The organism is Sinomonas humi (genome assembly GCF_000802235.1).
GTDB lineage: Bacteria > Actinomycetota > Actinomycetes > Actinomycetales > Micrococcaceae > Sinomonas > Sinomonas humi.
Map to the genome: position 1 here is coordinate 98,129 of NZ_JTDL01000140.1, position 12,746 is coordinate 110,874.

Annotated in this window: 10 protein-coding genes; 7 read left to right on the forward strand and 3 right to left on the reverse strand. The window is 66.7% G+C overall.

The window, feature by feature from the left end; all coding sequences use genetic code 11:
* Positions 1-538: 538 nt before the first annotated feature.
* The 3 genes from LK10_RS15305 (at position 539) to LK10_RS15315 (ending at position 5,267) form a co-directional block, all read left to right on the forward strand.
* On the forward strand, positions 539-2,326 hold the full coding sequence (locus tag LK10_RS15305; protein WP_043125404.1) for an ABC transporter family substrate-binding protein: 1,788 nt from the start codon (positions 539-541) through the stop codon (positions 2,324-2,326).
* Between the two features lie 186 nt (positions 2,327-2,512).
* Positions 2,513-4,042, forward strand: coding sequence for an ABC transporter permease (locus LK10_RS15310; RefSeq protein ID WP_043125406.1), 1,530 nt, complete (start codon positions 2,513-2,515; stop codon positions 4,040-4,042).
* A 1-nt stretch (position 4,043) separates the two neighbouring features.
* Positions 4,044-5,267 (forward strand): ABC transporter permease, encoded by a 1,224-nt coding sequence (locus LK10_RS15315; RefSeq protein WP_081998589.1) that lies wholly within the window; start codon positions 4,044-4,046, stop codon positions 5,265-5,267.
* Positions 5,268-5,295: 28 nt separating this feature from the next.
* Here the strand turns inward: LK10_RS15315 and LK10_RS15320 are convergent, their stop codons facing one another.
* Positions 5,296-5,919, reverse strand: a complete 624-nt coding sequence (locus LK10_RS15320; RefSeq protein WP_043125582.1) for a PH domain-containing protein — start codon at positions 5,917-5,919, stop codon at positions 5,296-5,298.
* Between the two features lie 191 nt (positions 5,920-6,110).
* Between LK10_RS15320 and LK10_RS15325 the strand changes: the two genes are divergently transcribed.
* Positions 6,111-7,886, forward strand: a complete 1,776-nt coding sequence (locus LK10_RS15325) for an ABC transporter ATP-binding protein (RefSeq protein WP_052207445.1) — start codon at positions 6,111-6,113, stop codon at positions 7,884-7,886.
* A 204-nt stretch (positions 7,887-8,090) separates the two neighbouring features.
* The gene (typA, locus tag LK10_RS15330) at positions 8,091-10,016 is read left to right on the forward strand and encodes a translational GTPase TypA (protein ID WP_043125408.1); all 1,926 of its coding nucleotides are present in this window, start codon (positions 8,091-8,093) and stop codon (positions 10,014-10,016) included.
* A gap of 110 nt (positions 10,017-10,126) precedes the next feature.
* Here typA and LK10_RS15335 read toward each other — a convergent pair whose 3' ends face one another.
* A complete protein-coding gene (locus LK10_RS15335) occupies positions 10,127-10,618 on the reverse strand; it encodes a helix-turn-helix domain-containing protein (protein ID WP_043125410.1) in 492 nt (163 codons plus the stop codon).
* 66 nt (positions 10,619-10,684) lie between these two features.
* Between LK10_RS15335 and LK10_RS15340 the strand changes: the two genes are divergently transcribed.
* On the forward strand, positions 10,685-11,959 hold the full coding sequence (locus LK10_RS15340; protein ID WP_043125413.1) for an MFS transporter: 1,275 nt from the start codon (positions 10,685-10,687) through the stop codon (positions 11,957-11,959).
* A gap of 12 nt (positions 11,960-11,971) precedes the next feature.
* On the opposite strand, the gene LK10_RS15345 is transcribed toward LK10_RS15340, so the two are convergent.
* The gene (locus LK10_RS15345; protein WP_043125415.1) at positions 11,972-12,214 is read right to left on the reverse strand and encodes a putative acetyltransferase; all 243 of its coding nucleotides are present in this window, start codon (positions 12,212-12,214) and stop codon (positions 11,972-11,974) included.
* A gap of 208 nt (positions 12,215-12,422) precedes the next feature.
* On the opposite strand from LK10_RS15345, the gene fdxA reads away from it, so the two are divergent.
* Positions 12,423-12,746: a ferredoxin gene (gene fdxA, locus LK10_RS15350; protein WP_043125416.1), complete on the forward strand. Its 324-nt coding sequence runs from the start codon at positions 12,423-12,425 to the stop codon at positions 12,744-12,746.

Here is a 12,746-nt window from a genome sequence, read left to right on the forward strand (position 1 = left end):
CTCGATTCTTCCATGGGAGGCGAAAGCGGTGGTGAGGGCCGACGGCGGCTGGGGAGGAAGGTCACCTCCACCGAGCGTGTCCTTCCGACGCCGCCGGCCCAGTCCCCATGAGGCCCTTGCTTGACCTAGCGTCCACGCTAGAGACCTGTGGGGCTGAGGAACAAGGCCCTAGGTCCCTTCCGCCTGGCTTGATGCAAGGCCTAGTGGGCCACGCTCCCGGTACGTTGAAGGGCTGATCGAGGGCAGCAATGTAGCGATTGGACTGGGAGGCCTACCGTGGAGTATTCCGCGAAAGCCCGCGGAAGAAGCGATTGAGACTTCCCAATCAGAGTCGATGAGTCGGAGACGTCTGAGGGAAATCTGAAAGATATGTTGCAGCTCGATAACAACCGCAATCTGAAACGTCGCTTTCGTAGCCAGCGCCCCGTTACTGTGCGTAGGCTGTGTGGCATGTGAGGCGCGCCACGTCCCTGCGTCTGGGGGTAGGGCCCTCCGCCGGAAGAGTCCGGCACAGAATTCACCAAACATAGGAGGCGGAATGCGTTTCAGGCGTATTTCGAAGGTGGTTGGGGTTGCAGCTGCGGCTGTCCTAGCACTCAGCGCCTGCGCGACCCAAGGCGGCGGAACGGCGGCATCGTCTTCGTCGAGCAGCGGGGCGGCCAAGACCGGCGGCAGTGCCACGGTTGTCGAGGTGAACGCGTTCAACACGTTCAACGCGAACACGGCCAACGGCAACACGGACATCAACTCGAAGATCAGCTATGCGACCCACATGGGCTTCTACTATGTGGACAACAATCTGAAGATCGTCCACAACGACAAGTTCGGTTCGTACGAGAAGACCTCGGACAACCCTCTGACCGTCAAGTACACGATCAACGACGGCGTGAAGTGGTCGGACGGTACTCCCGTGACGGCCTACGACGTCGCTCTCAACTGGGCGGCCAACTCGGCTTGGTTCGATGATGCGAACGCCGATGGCACGACCGGGACGAGCTACTTCTCGACGGCGGCCTCTACCCAGGGTCTCAACAACACGAACTTCCCGGACGTCTCCTCGGACGGCAAGACGTTCACGTTGACGTACACGACGCCCTACGCCGACTGGGAGAGCGCGATCGGCGGCAACAACGGCACCATCGACATCCCTGCGCACATCGTTGCGAAGCATGCCGGTCTCGCGGACGCCAAGGCGCTCTACGACCTCATGAAGGGTATGAAGAAGGGCGATCCGGCTCACCCGCAGCCGGCCAACGAGACGCTCAAGAAGGCTGCTGACTTCTACAACACGGGCTTCGACACCAAGACCCTTCCCTCGGACCCGAACCTGTTCCTTTCGAACGGCCCGTACATCGTCAAGGACATGGTGCCGGACCAGTCCATGACCCTCGTGCGCAACAAGGACTACAACTGGGGTCCCGCGGCTCACCTCGACCAGATCGTCGTGCGCTACATCGGCTCGGCCCCGGCTCAGATCCAGGCGCTCAAGAACGGCGAGGCAGACATCATCGCCCCGCAGGCTTCGTCTGACACGATCCAGCAGCTCAAGGCGCTTCAGGGCGTGACGGTCGATCAGGGCAACCAGCTCTCGTACGACCACATCGACCTGAACTTCAACGGTGTCTTCGCTGACCAGAACGTGCGTACGGCGTTCATGCTCACGGTTCCCCGTCAGGACATCGTGAACAAGCTCATCACTCAGATGGACCCGAACGCGAAGCCGCTCGACTCGCAGATCTTCGTGCCGCAGCAGGCGGGCTACGCCGACTCGGTCAAGAACAACGGCTCGTCAGCCTACGATTCGGTCAACATCGACAAGGCCAAGCAGCTCCTCGCGGGCAAGACGCCGACCGTCCGGATCATGTACAACAAGGACAACCCGAACCGCGTTGACTCCTACACGCTCATTGCGGCGAACGCCGCGAAGGCGGGCTTCAAGGTGGTCGACGACGGACTGGGCGCCTCGGACTGGGGCAAGGCACTGGGCAACGGCACCTACGACGCCTCGATCTTCGGCTGGATCAACCCGGGCATCGGTGTCTCCGGCGTCCCGCAGATCTTCCAGACGGGAAGCGGCTCGAACTTCAACAAGTTCTCCGATCCCCAGGCGGACGCGCTCATGAAGCAGCTCATCCAGACCACTGACCAGGCAAAGCAGGTCAGCCTCGAGCAGCAGATCGATCAGAGGATCTGGGCTTCGTCCTACGGCCTCCCGCTCTTCCAGGCGGTCGGCGTGGATGCGTACAGCAACCGCGTGACGGGCGTGAAGTACATGCCGAACAGCAGCGGCGTGTGGTGGAACTACTGGGACTGGGCGACCACGTAACCACCTTCAGTTCTGATGCTGTGAAGCGCCGGGACCGAGCTCCATGGTCCCGGCGCTTCACAGCGCCACCCGGCATACCCGCCACCCGCCGTCGGGCCCCCGCCGACCGCGGGGCAGAGCCCCAGGCCCCCTAACGAGCTGTCGTCCCACCTATCCGGCAGCCGACTTCCAGAGGTACAACAAACCATGGTGACTTACGTCGTCCGGCGCCTCATCACCGCAGCCTTGATCCTCCTCGGCGCATCGTTTCTGGTCTACAACCTGACTGCGCTCTCCGGAGATCCACTCGCTGATCTGCGTGCCAGCAATCTCCCCAATGCGGCGCAGCTCATGCAGGCGCGCGCCCAGCTTCTCGATTTGGGCACCCCCGCCCCCATCCGTTACTTCAAGTGGCTCGGAGGAGCTGCCGGCTGCATCGTCGGCAACTGCAATCTGGGCATGAACCTCGTGGGCCAACCGGTGACCCAGGCCCTCGGTCAGGCCCTCGTCCAGACCCTGACGCTCGTCACCGGCGCCACGGTCCTCGCGATCCTTATCGGCGTGGCCCTCGGCATCATCACCGCACTGCGCCAGTACAGCGCGCTCGACTACGGCGTGACGTTCATGGCGTTCCTCTTCTTCTCTCTGCCGATCTTCTGGGTAGCCGTCCTCCTCAAGGAATTCGGCGCGATCGACTTCAACAACTTCCTCAACAACCCCGTCATCCCGCTTCCGGTCTCGCTGGGAATCGGCGTGGTGTTCGGCATCGTCGCAGCAGTCGTCTCATCCGGCGCCCCACGACGACGAGCCATCGTCGGAGCGATTGCGTTCGCCTTCGTCTCGCTCGTCTGCATCGTCGCGAGCCTCACCCGCTGGTTCGCCACCCCCGGACTGGGCCTCGGAGTCATCGTCATCCTCGGCGTCGGACTGGCCTTCGGGATCACCGTCCTCGTCGCCGGCCTCCAGAACCGCCGCGCCCTCTACGCGGGCCTCACAACTGTGCTCGTCGGCGCGATCATCTACTTCCCGATCCAGCCCCTGCTCGATGTGGCCACCGGACTCATGATCTTCATCCTCGCGGTCATCGCGGTGTTGGTCGGCGTGGCCGTCGGATGGTTCTGGGGCGGGTACGACCGCGGGCAGGGCATGCGTGTCGGCGGCATCACCGCGTTCCTTGTCGCTGCAATGGTGCTCCTCGACCGGTTCATGCAGGCCTGGCCTGCCTACTTCAGCAACGACAGCATCCGCGGCCGCCCGATCGCGACGATCGGCGCGAACACCCCGAACCTCCAAGGGGACTTCTGGCAGCAGGGCCTCGACAGCTTCACGCACCTCATCCTGCCGACCATCGCCCTCGTGCTCATCTCCCTCGCGAGCTATACGCGTTACACGCGCTCTTCGATGCTCGAGGTCATGAATACCGACTACATCCGCACGGCCCGAGCCAAAGGCGCGAGCGAGCGGTCCGTCGTCATGCGCCACGCCTTCCGCAACGCGCTCATCCCGATCTCGACCGTCGTCGCCCTCGACATCGGCCAGCTCATCGGCGGCGCGGTCATCACCGAGACGGTGTTCTCGGTGCCCGGCATGGGCTACATGTTCCTGCAGGGCATCTCGCACGTCGATCCGAACCCGGTGATGGGCGTCTTCGCATGCGTCGCGATCACGGCCCTCGCGTTCAACCTCATCGCGGACCTCGTGTACTCCGCGCTCGATCCTCGCGTTAGGGTGAAGTGACATGAGCCAGCAGTCTCAGCAAGAAGACGTCACGGCCAGCGTCGGCGGGGACACCGCCACTGCCGCCCAGCCCGCCGCAGGCATCGAGCCGATCGTCGAGGCGAAGGGCCTGAGCCTCGGGCAGATCGTCAGGAAGCGTTTCTTCGGGCACTCCGGCGCACTTGCGGGCCTTGTCGTGTTCGCGGCAATCTTCGTGCTCGCCTTCTCCGCCGAGGGCTGGGGCCCGTTCCCCGGCTGGTGGAAGTACCGGTATGACCAGGTGACCCCGCTCGTGAACTTCGGGCAGCCCACGTGGACGTTCGTCCCGTTCAGCTTCGGCGACCACCCGTTCGGCCAGGACCGGATCGGCCGTGACCTCTTCGCGATGACCATGCGCGGTGCGCAGCAGTCGATCACGATCATGATCATCATCGGCCTCGTGGCCGGGATCATCGGCGTCGTCGTCGGAGCCCTCTCCGGCTACTTCCGCGGCTGGGTCGAGGCCGTCCTCATGCGCATCACCGACATCATCATCATCATCCCGGTGCTGCTCCTCGCTGCCGTCATGTCGCAGACCGCGGGGCGGCGCGACTCCGGGAGCTGGTTCGCGCAGTTTGCGGCGACCAATGGCGTGGTGGTGCTTGGCATCTTCCTAGGCCTCGTCGCCTGGGTGTCCCTCGCCCGCCTCGTACGCGGCGAGTTCCTCTCGCTTCGCGAGCGCGAGTTCGTCGACGCAGCGCGCATCTCGGGTGCGTCGAATATGCGCATCATCTTCAAGCACATCCTCCCGAACGCCGTCGGCGTCGTGATCGTCAACGGCACGCTCCTCATGTCCTCGGCGATCCTGCTCGAGACCGCGCTGAGCTATCTCGGCGTCGGCGTCAAGGCGCCCGACACGTCGCTCGGCCTCCTCATCTCTCAGAACGAAGAGGCTTTCTCGACCCGTCCGTGGCTGTTCTGGTGGCCTGGCCTGTTCATCGTGCTCATCTGCCTCAGCATTAACTTCATCGGCGACGGCATGCGCGACGCGTTCGATCCGCGGCAGAAGAAGTTCAACGCGAAGAAGGCGAAGTCCAGGCAGAGCAGGGCGCAAGGGGCCCCCGTTGGGACTCCCGCGGTCGCCACCGCCGGGGGCTCGGTGCCTTCGCTCGATGTCGACGGCACGATCAACCCGGCAAGGGGCGTGGTGCCGGACGAAGAGGCCCACGGCGGAGCCCCAGACTCCGAGCGTGACGGGACTCCGTGACGTGGGCGCGATCCCGGCGTTGCTTGCGCTAGACGAGGGTTGCGAGGGTCGCGGCGGCAAGCAGGACTGCGACAGCGAGAATCCACCACTCGGCGCCGCGGGCCACGGGCGTTTCATCGACCCGGCCGCCTTCGAGCAAGCCGCGCTCCACCTGATCCGCCCAGCGGCGGCGCACAAGGAGCGCGGCCTGGCCCGAGACGGTGTGGCTCAGGTCGCCCGGGCGCACGGTCTGGCCCGGGCCGTAGCTTGTCGCCGGCAGACCCGTGAGGCTCTCCGGGCGGGCGTGCCGGGCGCCCAGGACGCCGGGGGCCGGGGCCGCCCAAGCGGCGAAACGCCCGGCTCCCGTCCCCAGGGTGAGGGCGTACTTCGTGTCCACGAACGCGAGCGCCTCCCACGAGACCCCGATGCGGCGGAGCGGGTTGACGAGTTCCACCCCAGCGTCGCTTACGACGACGGCGGGTCGCCAGAACAGGGACCAGCCCGCGAACGCCATGAGCGCGAGGGGCGCCGCGAAGCGCAGGCCCGTGATGCCCGACTGGGCGAGCGTGACGACCAGTCCGAATGCAGCGAGGGCCCACAGGACAACGGCGAGCGCCTTGTTGCTGCGGGCCTTGAAGACTTCGACGGAGCCGGTGTGGTGGAGGGCGCTCATTCCCTCATCATGCAGGATCGGCCCCACGATATTCGCCAATTCCGTCCGGGAGGGTTCATGACCCCCGGCACGGTGCAGGGAAGGAAGAGCAGAGGATGACCGAGAACCTCGGCATGGCAGGAAAGCCTGGACGACAGCGCCGCTCGGAAAGGGGCGGAGGCATCGTCGCCGCCGATCTCGTCAAGGGCCAGATGGTCCTCGAGGTCAGGGACTTGAGCGTCGACTTCGGAGTCGAGAAGGAGTGGGTGCCTGCGGCGATCGGCCTCAACTATGAGGTGCGCGCCGGCGAGGTCCTGGCGATTGTGGGCGAGTCGGGCTCGGGCAAGTCGGCGAGCTCCATGGCGCTGCTCGACCTCCTCCCCTCGAACAGCCGTGTGAAGGGCAGCGTGAAGCTGACCGGCCAGGAGCTGCTGGGGAAGGACCGCTCGACGATCCGCCGCGTGCGCGGCAACGACGTGGCGGTCATCTTCCAGGAGCCCATGACGGCCCTCAACCCCGTCTACACGATCGGCAATCAGATCGTCGAGACGATCCGCCTGCACAACCCGATCTCGCCGGATGAGGCGAAGTCGCGGGCTCTCCGGATGCTCGAGCTCGTAGAGCTCCCGGATCCGATGAAGGCCTTCAAGTCGTACCCGCACCAGCTCTCGGGCGGCCAGCGCCAGCGCGCGATGATCGCCCAGTCGCTCTCGTGCGATCCGAAGCTGCTCATCGCCGACGAGCCCACGACGGCTCTCGACGTCACGGTCCAGGCCGAGATCCTCGACCTCATGCGCCACCTCAAGGACAAGCTCAACAGCGGCGTCATCCTCATCACCCACGATATGGGCGTGGTGGCAGACCTCGCCGACCGCATCGTCGTCATGCGCCGCGGCCTGATCGTGGAGTCAGGCACGGCCGAGCAGATCTTCCGCAATCCGCAGCATGAGTACACCCAGGCGCTGCTTGCCGCGGTGCCTCACCTGGGCCAGGGCTCGGATGCGGAGGCCGAGGTGGACATCACGGCCGCCCTCGCCGCCGCGACCGGTGCTGAACTCGATGCGGTCGACGCCGCGGAGCTCGCCCACCGCGAGCAGGAGAACCGGGAAGCCCTCGCGGAGGCGGCCGAGGCCGAGGCGAAGCGTCGCGGCACCCCCGTGCTCGAGCTCAAGGACGTCGCCATCGAGTACCCCAAGCAGGGGCGCGTCCCGGCTTTCCGCGCGGTAGAGGGCGCGAACCTCATTGTGTATCCGGGTCAGGTTGTGGGCCTCGTCGGGGAGTCGGGCTCCGGCAAGACGACGATCGGGCGTGCCGCCGTCGGCCTTCTCCCGGTCGCGGAAGGTTCGCTCAAGGTCGCAGGCAGGGAGATCTCGGGCCTCAAGAAGAACTCGAAGGAGCTCCACGAGATCCGTCGCTCGGTGGGCATGGTGTTCCAGGACCCGTCGTCGTCCCTCAACCCCCGCCTTCCGATCGGCGAGTCGATCGGCGAGCCCATGTACCTCGCGGGCGTTGCGAGGGGGGCCGATCTGCAGAAGCGCGTCGAGACCCTGCTCGACCAGGTCGAGCTGCCCCGCTCGTACCGCAACCGCTACCCCCACGAGCTCTCGGGGGGCCAGAAACAGCGTGTCGGAATCGCGAGAGCCCTCTCCCTCAAGCCGAAGCTCATGGTCGCCGACGAGCCGACCTCGGCCCTGGACGTCTCGGTCCAGGCCAAGGTCCTCGAGCTGTTCCAGGCCCTCCAGAAGGAGCTCGGCTTCGCGTGCCTGTTCGTCACCCACGATCTGGCCGTCATCGACGTCCTCGCCGACCACATCTGCGTCATGCAGCGCGGGCGGATCGTCGAGCAGGGCTCGCGGGATGCGATCCTCCGCGATCCGCAGGAGGCATACACGCAGCGGCTGCTTGCCGCCGTGCCGCTCCCGGATCCGGAGAAGCAGCGCGAACGGCGCGAGCTGCGGGAGCTCCTGCTCGCGAGCGGCATCGACTGAACCCTGCCGTCTGATGGTCACGTAACGACGGTGAACACCGGCGGGACGTGACCATCAGACGGGTGCGAGGGACGCGACACCTTGGGGGAGAGCGTAAACTAGTAGAGCTGGCCCTTCCGAGGGTCTGTTCCGTTGTGCCGCCAGCGCGTCGTGCCGATGCCCGGCCCCGGACCATCGCGACCCACCGAATCGAGCCCAAAGCGTATGTCTGAAACCGTGTCCACTGTCTTCCGCACTGACCTCCGCAACGTCGCCATTGTCGCCCACGTCGACCACGGCAAGACGACGCTTGTCGACGCCATGCTCAAGCAGACCAACTCGTTCGCCGCTCACGGCGAGATCGAGGACCGCGTGATGGACTCGGGCGATCTCGAGCGCGAAAAGGGCATCACGATCCTCGCGAAGAACACGACCGTGCAGTACGCAGGTCCGGCCGCGGCCGAGGTAGGGGAGCCGGGCGGCATCCTCATCAACGTCATCGATACCCCGGGCCACGCCGATTTCGGCGGCGAGGTCGAGCGCGGGCTCTCGATGGTCGACGGCGTCGTGCTCCTCGTCGATGCCTCCGAGGGGCCGCTCCCGCAGACCCGCTTCGTGCTCCGCAAGGCCCTCGCCTCGCACAAGCCGGTGATCCTCGTCGTCAACAAGACGGACCGGCCCGATGCCCGCATCTCGGAGGTCGTGAGCGAGACCATGGACCTCCTCCTTGGCCTCGCCTCCGATCTCGCCGACGAGGTCCCGGACCTCGACCTCGACAAGGTCCTCGACGTCCCCGTCGTCTACGCGGCAGCGAAGGTGGGCGCGGCGTCGCTCGAACAGCCCGACGACGGAACGGTGCCGGCCAATGACAACCTTGAGCCGCTCTTCGAGACGATCGTCAAGCACATCCCGGCGCCGACCTACGACCCCGAGGGTGTCCTCCAGGCGCACGTCACCAACCTCGACGCCTCGCCGTTCCTCGGCCGCCTCGCGCTCCTGCGCATCTACAACGGCACCCTGCGCAAGGGCCAGCAGGTAGCGTGGGCCCGTCACGACGGCACGATCAAGCCGGTCAAGGTCACCGAGCTGCTCGCCACGAAGGCCCTCGAGCGCGTCCCGACGGAGTCCGCGGGTCCTGGCGAGATCGTCGCCGTCGCCGGCATCGAGGACATCACCATCGGTGAGACCCTCACCGACATCGAGAACCCGCAGCCGCTCCCTCTCATCAAGGTGGACGATCCCGCGATCTCCATGACGATCGGCATCAACACCTCCCCGCTCGCCGGCCGGGTCAAGGGCGCGAAGGTGACGGCCCGCCAGGTCAAGGACCGCCTCGACAAGGAGCTCATCGGCAACGTCTCGATCCGCGTCCTCCCGACCGAGCGTCCCGACGCGTGGGAGGTCCAGGGCCGCGGCGAGCTTGCCCTCGCCATCCTCGTCGAGCAGATGCGCCGCGAGGGCTTCGAGCTCACGGTCGGCAAGCCGCAGGTCGTCACGAAGAAGGTCGACGGCCACGTCCTCGAGCCGACCGAGCACATGACGATCGACGTGCCCGAGGAGTACCTCGGCGCCGTGACGCAGCTCCTCGCCGCGCGCAAGGGCCGCATGACCAACATGGCGAACCACGGAACCGGCTGGGTCCGCATGGAGTTCATCGTCCCGTCCCGTGGCCTCATCGGCTTCCGCACCAAGTTCCTCACGGACACGCGCGGCGCCGGCATCGCGTCGTCGATCTCCGAGGGCTACGAGCCGTGGGCCGGCGAGATCGAGTACCGGACGAACGGCTCTCTCGTAGCTGATCGGGCGGGGGTCGCGACCCCGTTCGCGATGATCAACCTCCAGGAGCGGGGCACGTTCTTCGTGCAGCCCACCGCCGAGGTGTACGAGGGCATGATCGTGGGCGAGAACTCGCGCGCCGACGACATGGACGTCAACATCACCAAGGAGAAGAAGCTCACCAACATGCGCTCCTCCACGGCGGACAACTTCGAGGGCCTCACGCCCCCGCGCACGCTCACGCTCGAGGAGTCCCTCGAGTTCGCGCGCGAGGACGAGTGCGTAGAGATCACGCCGGAGCAGATCCGCATCCGTAAGGTCATCCTCGACGCGAACGAGCGCCTCAAGGCGAACCGCGCCCGCGCCCGCGCCTGAGGCCCGGGCAGGGCAGGAAGACAGCTACAGGCAGAACCAAGCGGACGACGGCGGGTGCGCACCCGCCGTCGTCCGCTTTCCCGCCCTTATGCGTGCCGTCCTGGCGAGCGTCAGTCGGCCGTGGGGTCTCTGTGGTGCGCGACCATGAGCGAGGTCGCGTGCCCGTCTGGATCGCTGGGCAGCGCGGCATACTCGTCGACGACGGCGCGCAGTTTGGCCAGGAGCTCCGCTTGGTGCTCGGCGTTGAGCTTGAGGCCGAGGCGCCAGACTTCGATGTCCTCGGGGTCGAGGGCCGCGGTCTCCTGGACGAACGTCTCGATGAGCACCGGCGCCACGTCGTCGACGCGCTGGCCCCATGAGCGGCGGGTAGCGAGATACGGCACCTCGCGCGCGCCCCGACGCCCGCGGCGTTCATCCTGCGGCTCGAGGAATCCCGTCGCGACGAGCGTCCGCACGTGGTGGAGGGTCGAGGCGGGATTGAGGCCGAGGAGGTCCGCAATCTCCTTGTTCGTGCGCGAGTGGTGCAGGCAAAGGCGCAGGATCCGCAACCGCAGCGGTGAGCTGAGTGCGCGGCCCTTCGCGACGTCGTCGGACGATTGCATGCCCCCACTCTACCGATCCACCGCCAAGTGATTGACACTTCCCAATCGGAAGCGCACACTGACGGCATGCACCCCTCACCCATCGGCTCGAGCACAGCCGTGCCGCTCACAAGGCGCCCGGCGTTCGTCGTGTTCTGGGCGGGTCAAGGCGTCTCCCAGCTCGGCGCCCAGCTAGGCCAGCTCGCGCTCCCGGTCCTCGCGGTGAGCCTTCTCGGCGCGAGCGAAATGGACCTCGGCGTCCTCAACGCGGCGTCGATGGCCGCGTTCCTCGTGGTCGGCCTTCCGGCTGGAGCCTGGGTGGATCGCTGGTTCAAGCGGCGGACCATGGTTCGCGCAGACCTCATCCGTATGGCGGCCATGCTCGCCGTCCCCCTGCTCTGGTGGGCCGGCCTCCTCCAGATCTGGCACCTCTTCGCCGTCGCGACAGTGGTCGGCGTGGCCACCGTTTTCTTCGACGTCTCCTATCAGAGCTATGTGCCGGTGCTCGTGGACCGCGCACTCGTGGCCGACGCGAATGGCAAGCTCGAGGCCACGGCTCAGGTTTCGCGGCTCGGCGGCCCCGCACTAGGTGGTTTCATCCTGACTGGCGTGAGTGCCCCGCTGCTGTTCGCAGGAGAAGCCGCCGGCTATCTCGTCTCGGCGCTGTGCCTGCTGCGAGTCCGTGATTCGGAGGTCAAACCCGAGAGGGTGGAGGGCAGCAGGCTCTCGCACGAGATCCGCGAGGGCGCCTCGTTCGTGGCGCGGCATCCGCTCATCCGCCGCGTCGTCCTCAGCACCGCGGTAGGCAACCTGTTCTCGTCGATCACGTACGTCCTCATGCCCATCGTGGTCCTCCGGGAACTCGGATTCGGGCCAGCCGGCTTCGGCACGATGCTCTCGATCGGCTCGATCGGAGGGGTGCTCGGTGCGCTTGCCGCCCCGCGCCTCGCCTCCCGCCTCGGCGAGGGCCCGCTCCTCCCGCTCGGGCTCATGGTCGGCGGGGCCGCCGTCGTCCTCTTTCCGTTAGCCCTCGCGTCCGGGCCCGGGCCGCTTGCGCTCGGGCTCCTGAGCGCGGGGGAGTTCATCATGAGCTTCGGGGTGATCGTCTTCAACGTCATGCAGGTGAGCATGCGCCAGCGGGTCTGCCCGCCCAGGCTCCTTGGCCGCATGAACGCGTCGATCCGGTGCCTCGTGTGGGGCGTCATGCCTATCGGAAGCCTCCTCGGCGGCTGGCTCGGGGAACGGCTCGGGATCGGCCCCACTCTGTGGGTCGGGATCGTGGGGCAGCTGTTCGCCTGCGTTCCCGTGGCGACTGGGCCGTTCTTCCGGCTCCGGCAACTGCCGGACGCCCAGGGGGAGTGACTTCCCTGCGCGCTAGGCCTCGTGGCGGGGACGGCGTAGGGCTGGGGGAGGCGGGACCGCCTTCGCCGCGACGACGACGGCGAGCGGCACCTTCGTGACGCCGCGTCTGGTCGCGATCACTGCCGCAACGCCGTCCAGCTCGGTGAGGTCGCCCAGAGCATCCGTGTAGCCGCCTTCGATTCGATAGCGGACGACGACGCGCGTCCCGAGCGGCAGCGAACGGAGGACGTCGGCGGGGCGCTGGGTTGGGGGCACCGGACCATCCTAGGTGCCCGGCGCTAAGCACCTCCCGAAAGGGCGAAGCCGGATGCTACGCCGTGTGACGGGATATGACAGGACCCGCCTTCCGCCGGCCGCCACGGCGGGACCGGCTGGATTGGCGCGGTTGCGCGGGATGATAATAGGCTCGTTCCGCCGGGACGCTGGACGTCCCCCATCAGCAGAGTCGTCAGAAGGTGCAGCAGTGACATATGTGATCGCGCAGCCGTGCGTGGATGTGAAGGACAAGGCCTGCGTCGAGGAGTGCCCGGTCGACTGCATCTACGAGGGCGAGCGGTCCCTCTACATCCACCCGGACGAATGCGTCGACTGCGGCGCGTGCGAGCCCGTGTGCCCGGTCGAGGCCATCTACTACGAGGATGACGTCCCGGACGAGTGGGCCGACTACTACAAGGCGAACGTCGAGTTCTTCGACGATCTCGGCTCTCCGGGCGGTGCCGCCAAGCTCGGCAACACCGGCAAGGACCACCCGCTCGTCGCGGCTCTGCCCCCGCAGAACCAAGCCTGA

Coding starts and splice junctions, on each gene's coding strand:
- LK10_RS15305 (WP_043125404.1), top strand. CDS start 539: ATGCGTTTCAGGCGTATTTCGAAGGTGGTTGGGGTTGCAGCTGCGGCT.
- LK10_RS15310 (WP_043125406.1), top strand. CDS start 2,513: ATGGTGACTTACGTCGTCCGGCGCCTCATCACCGCAGCCTTGATCCTC.
- LK10_RS15315 (WP_081998589.1), top strand. CDS start 4,044: ATGAGCCAGCAGTCTCAGCAAGAAGACGTCACGGCCAGCGTCGGCGGG.
- LK10_RS15320 (WP_043125582.1), bottom strand. CDS start 5,919: ATGAGCGCCCTCCACCACACCGGCTCCGTCGAAGTCTTCAAGGCCCGC.
- LK10_RS15325 (WP_052207445.1), top strand. CDS start 6,111: ATGGTCCTCGAGGTCAGGGACTTGAGCGTCGACTTCGGAGTCGAGAAG.
- typA (WP_043125408.1), top strand. CDS start 8,091: ATGTCTGAAACCGTGTCCACTGTCTTCCGCACTGACCTCCGCAACGTC.
- LK10_RS15335 (WP_043125410.1), bottom strand. CDS start 10,618: ATGCAATCGTCCGACGACGTCGCGAAGGGCCGCGCACTCAGCTCACCG.
- LK10_RS15340 (WP_043125413.1), top strand. CDS start 10,685: ATGCACCCCTCACCCATCGGCTCGAGCACAGCCGTGCCGCTCACAAGG.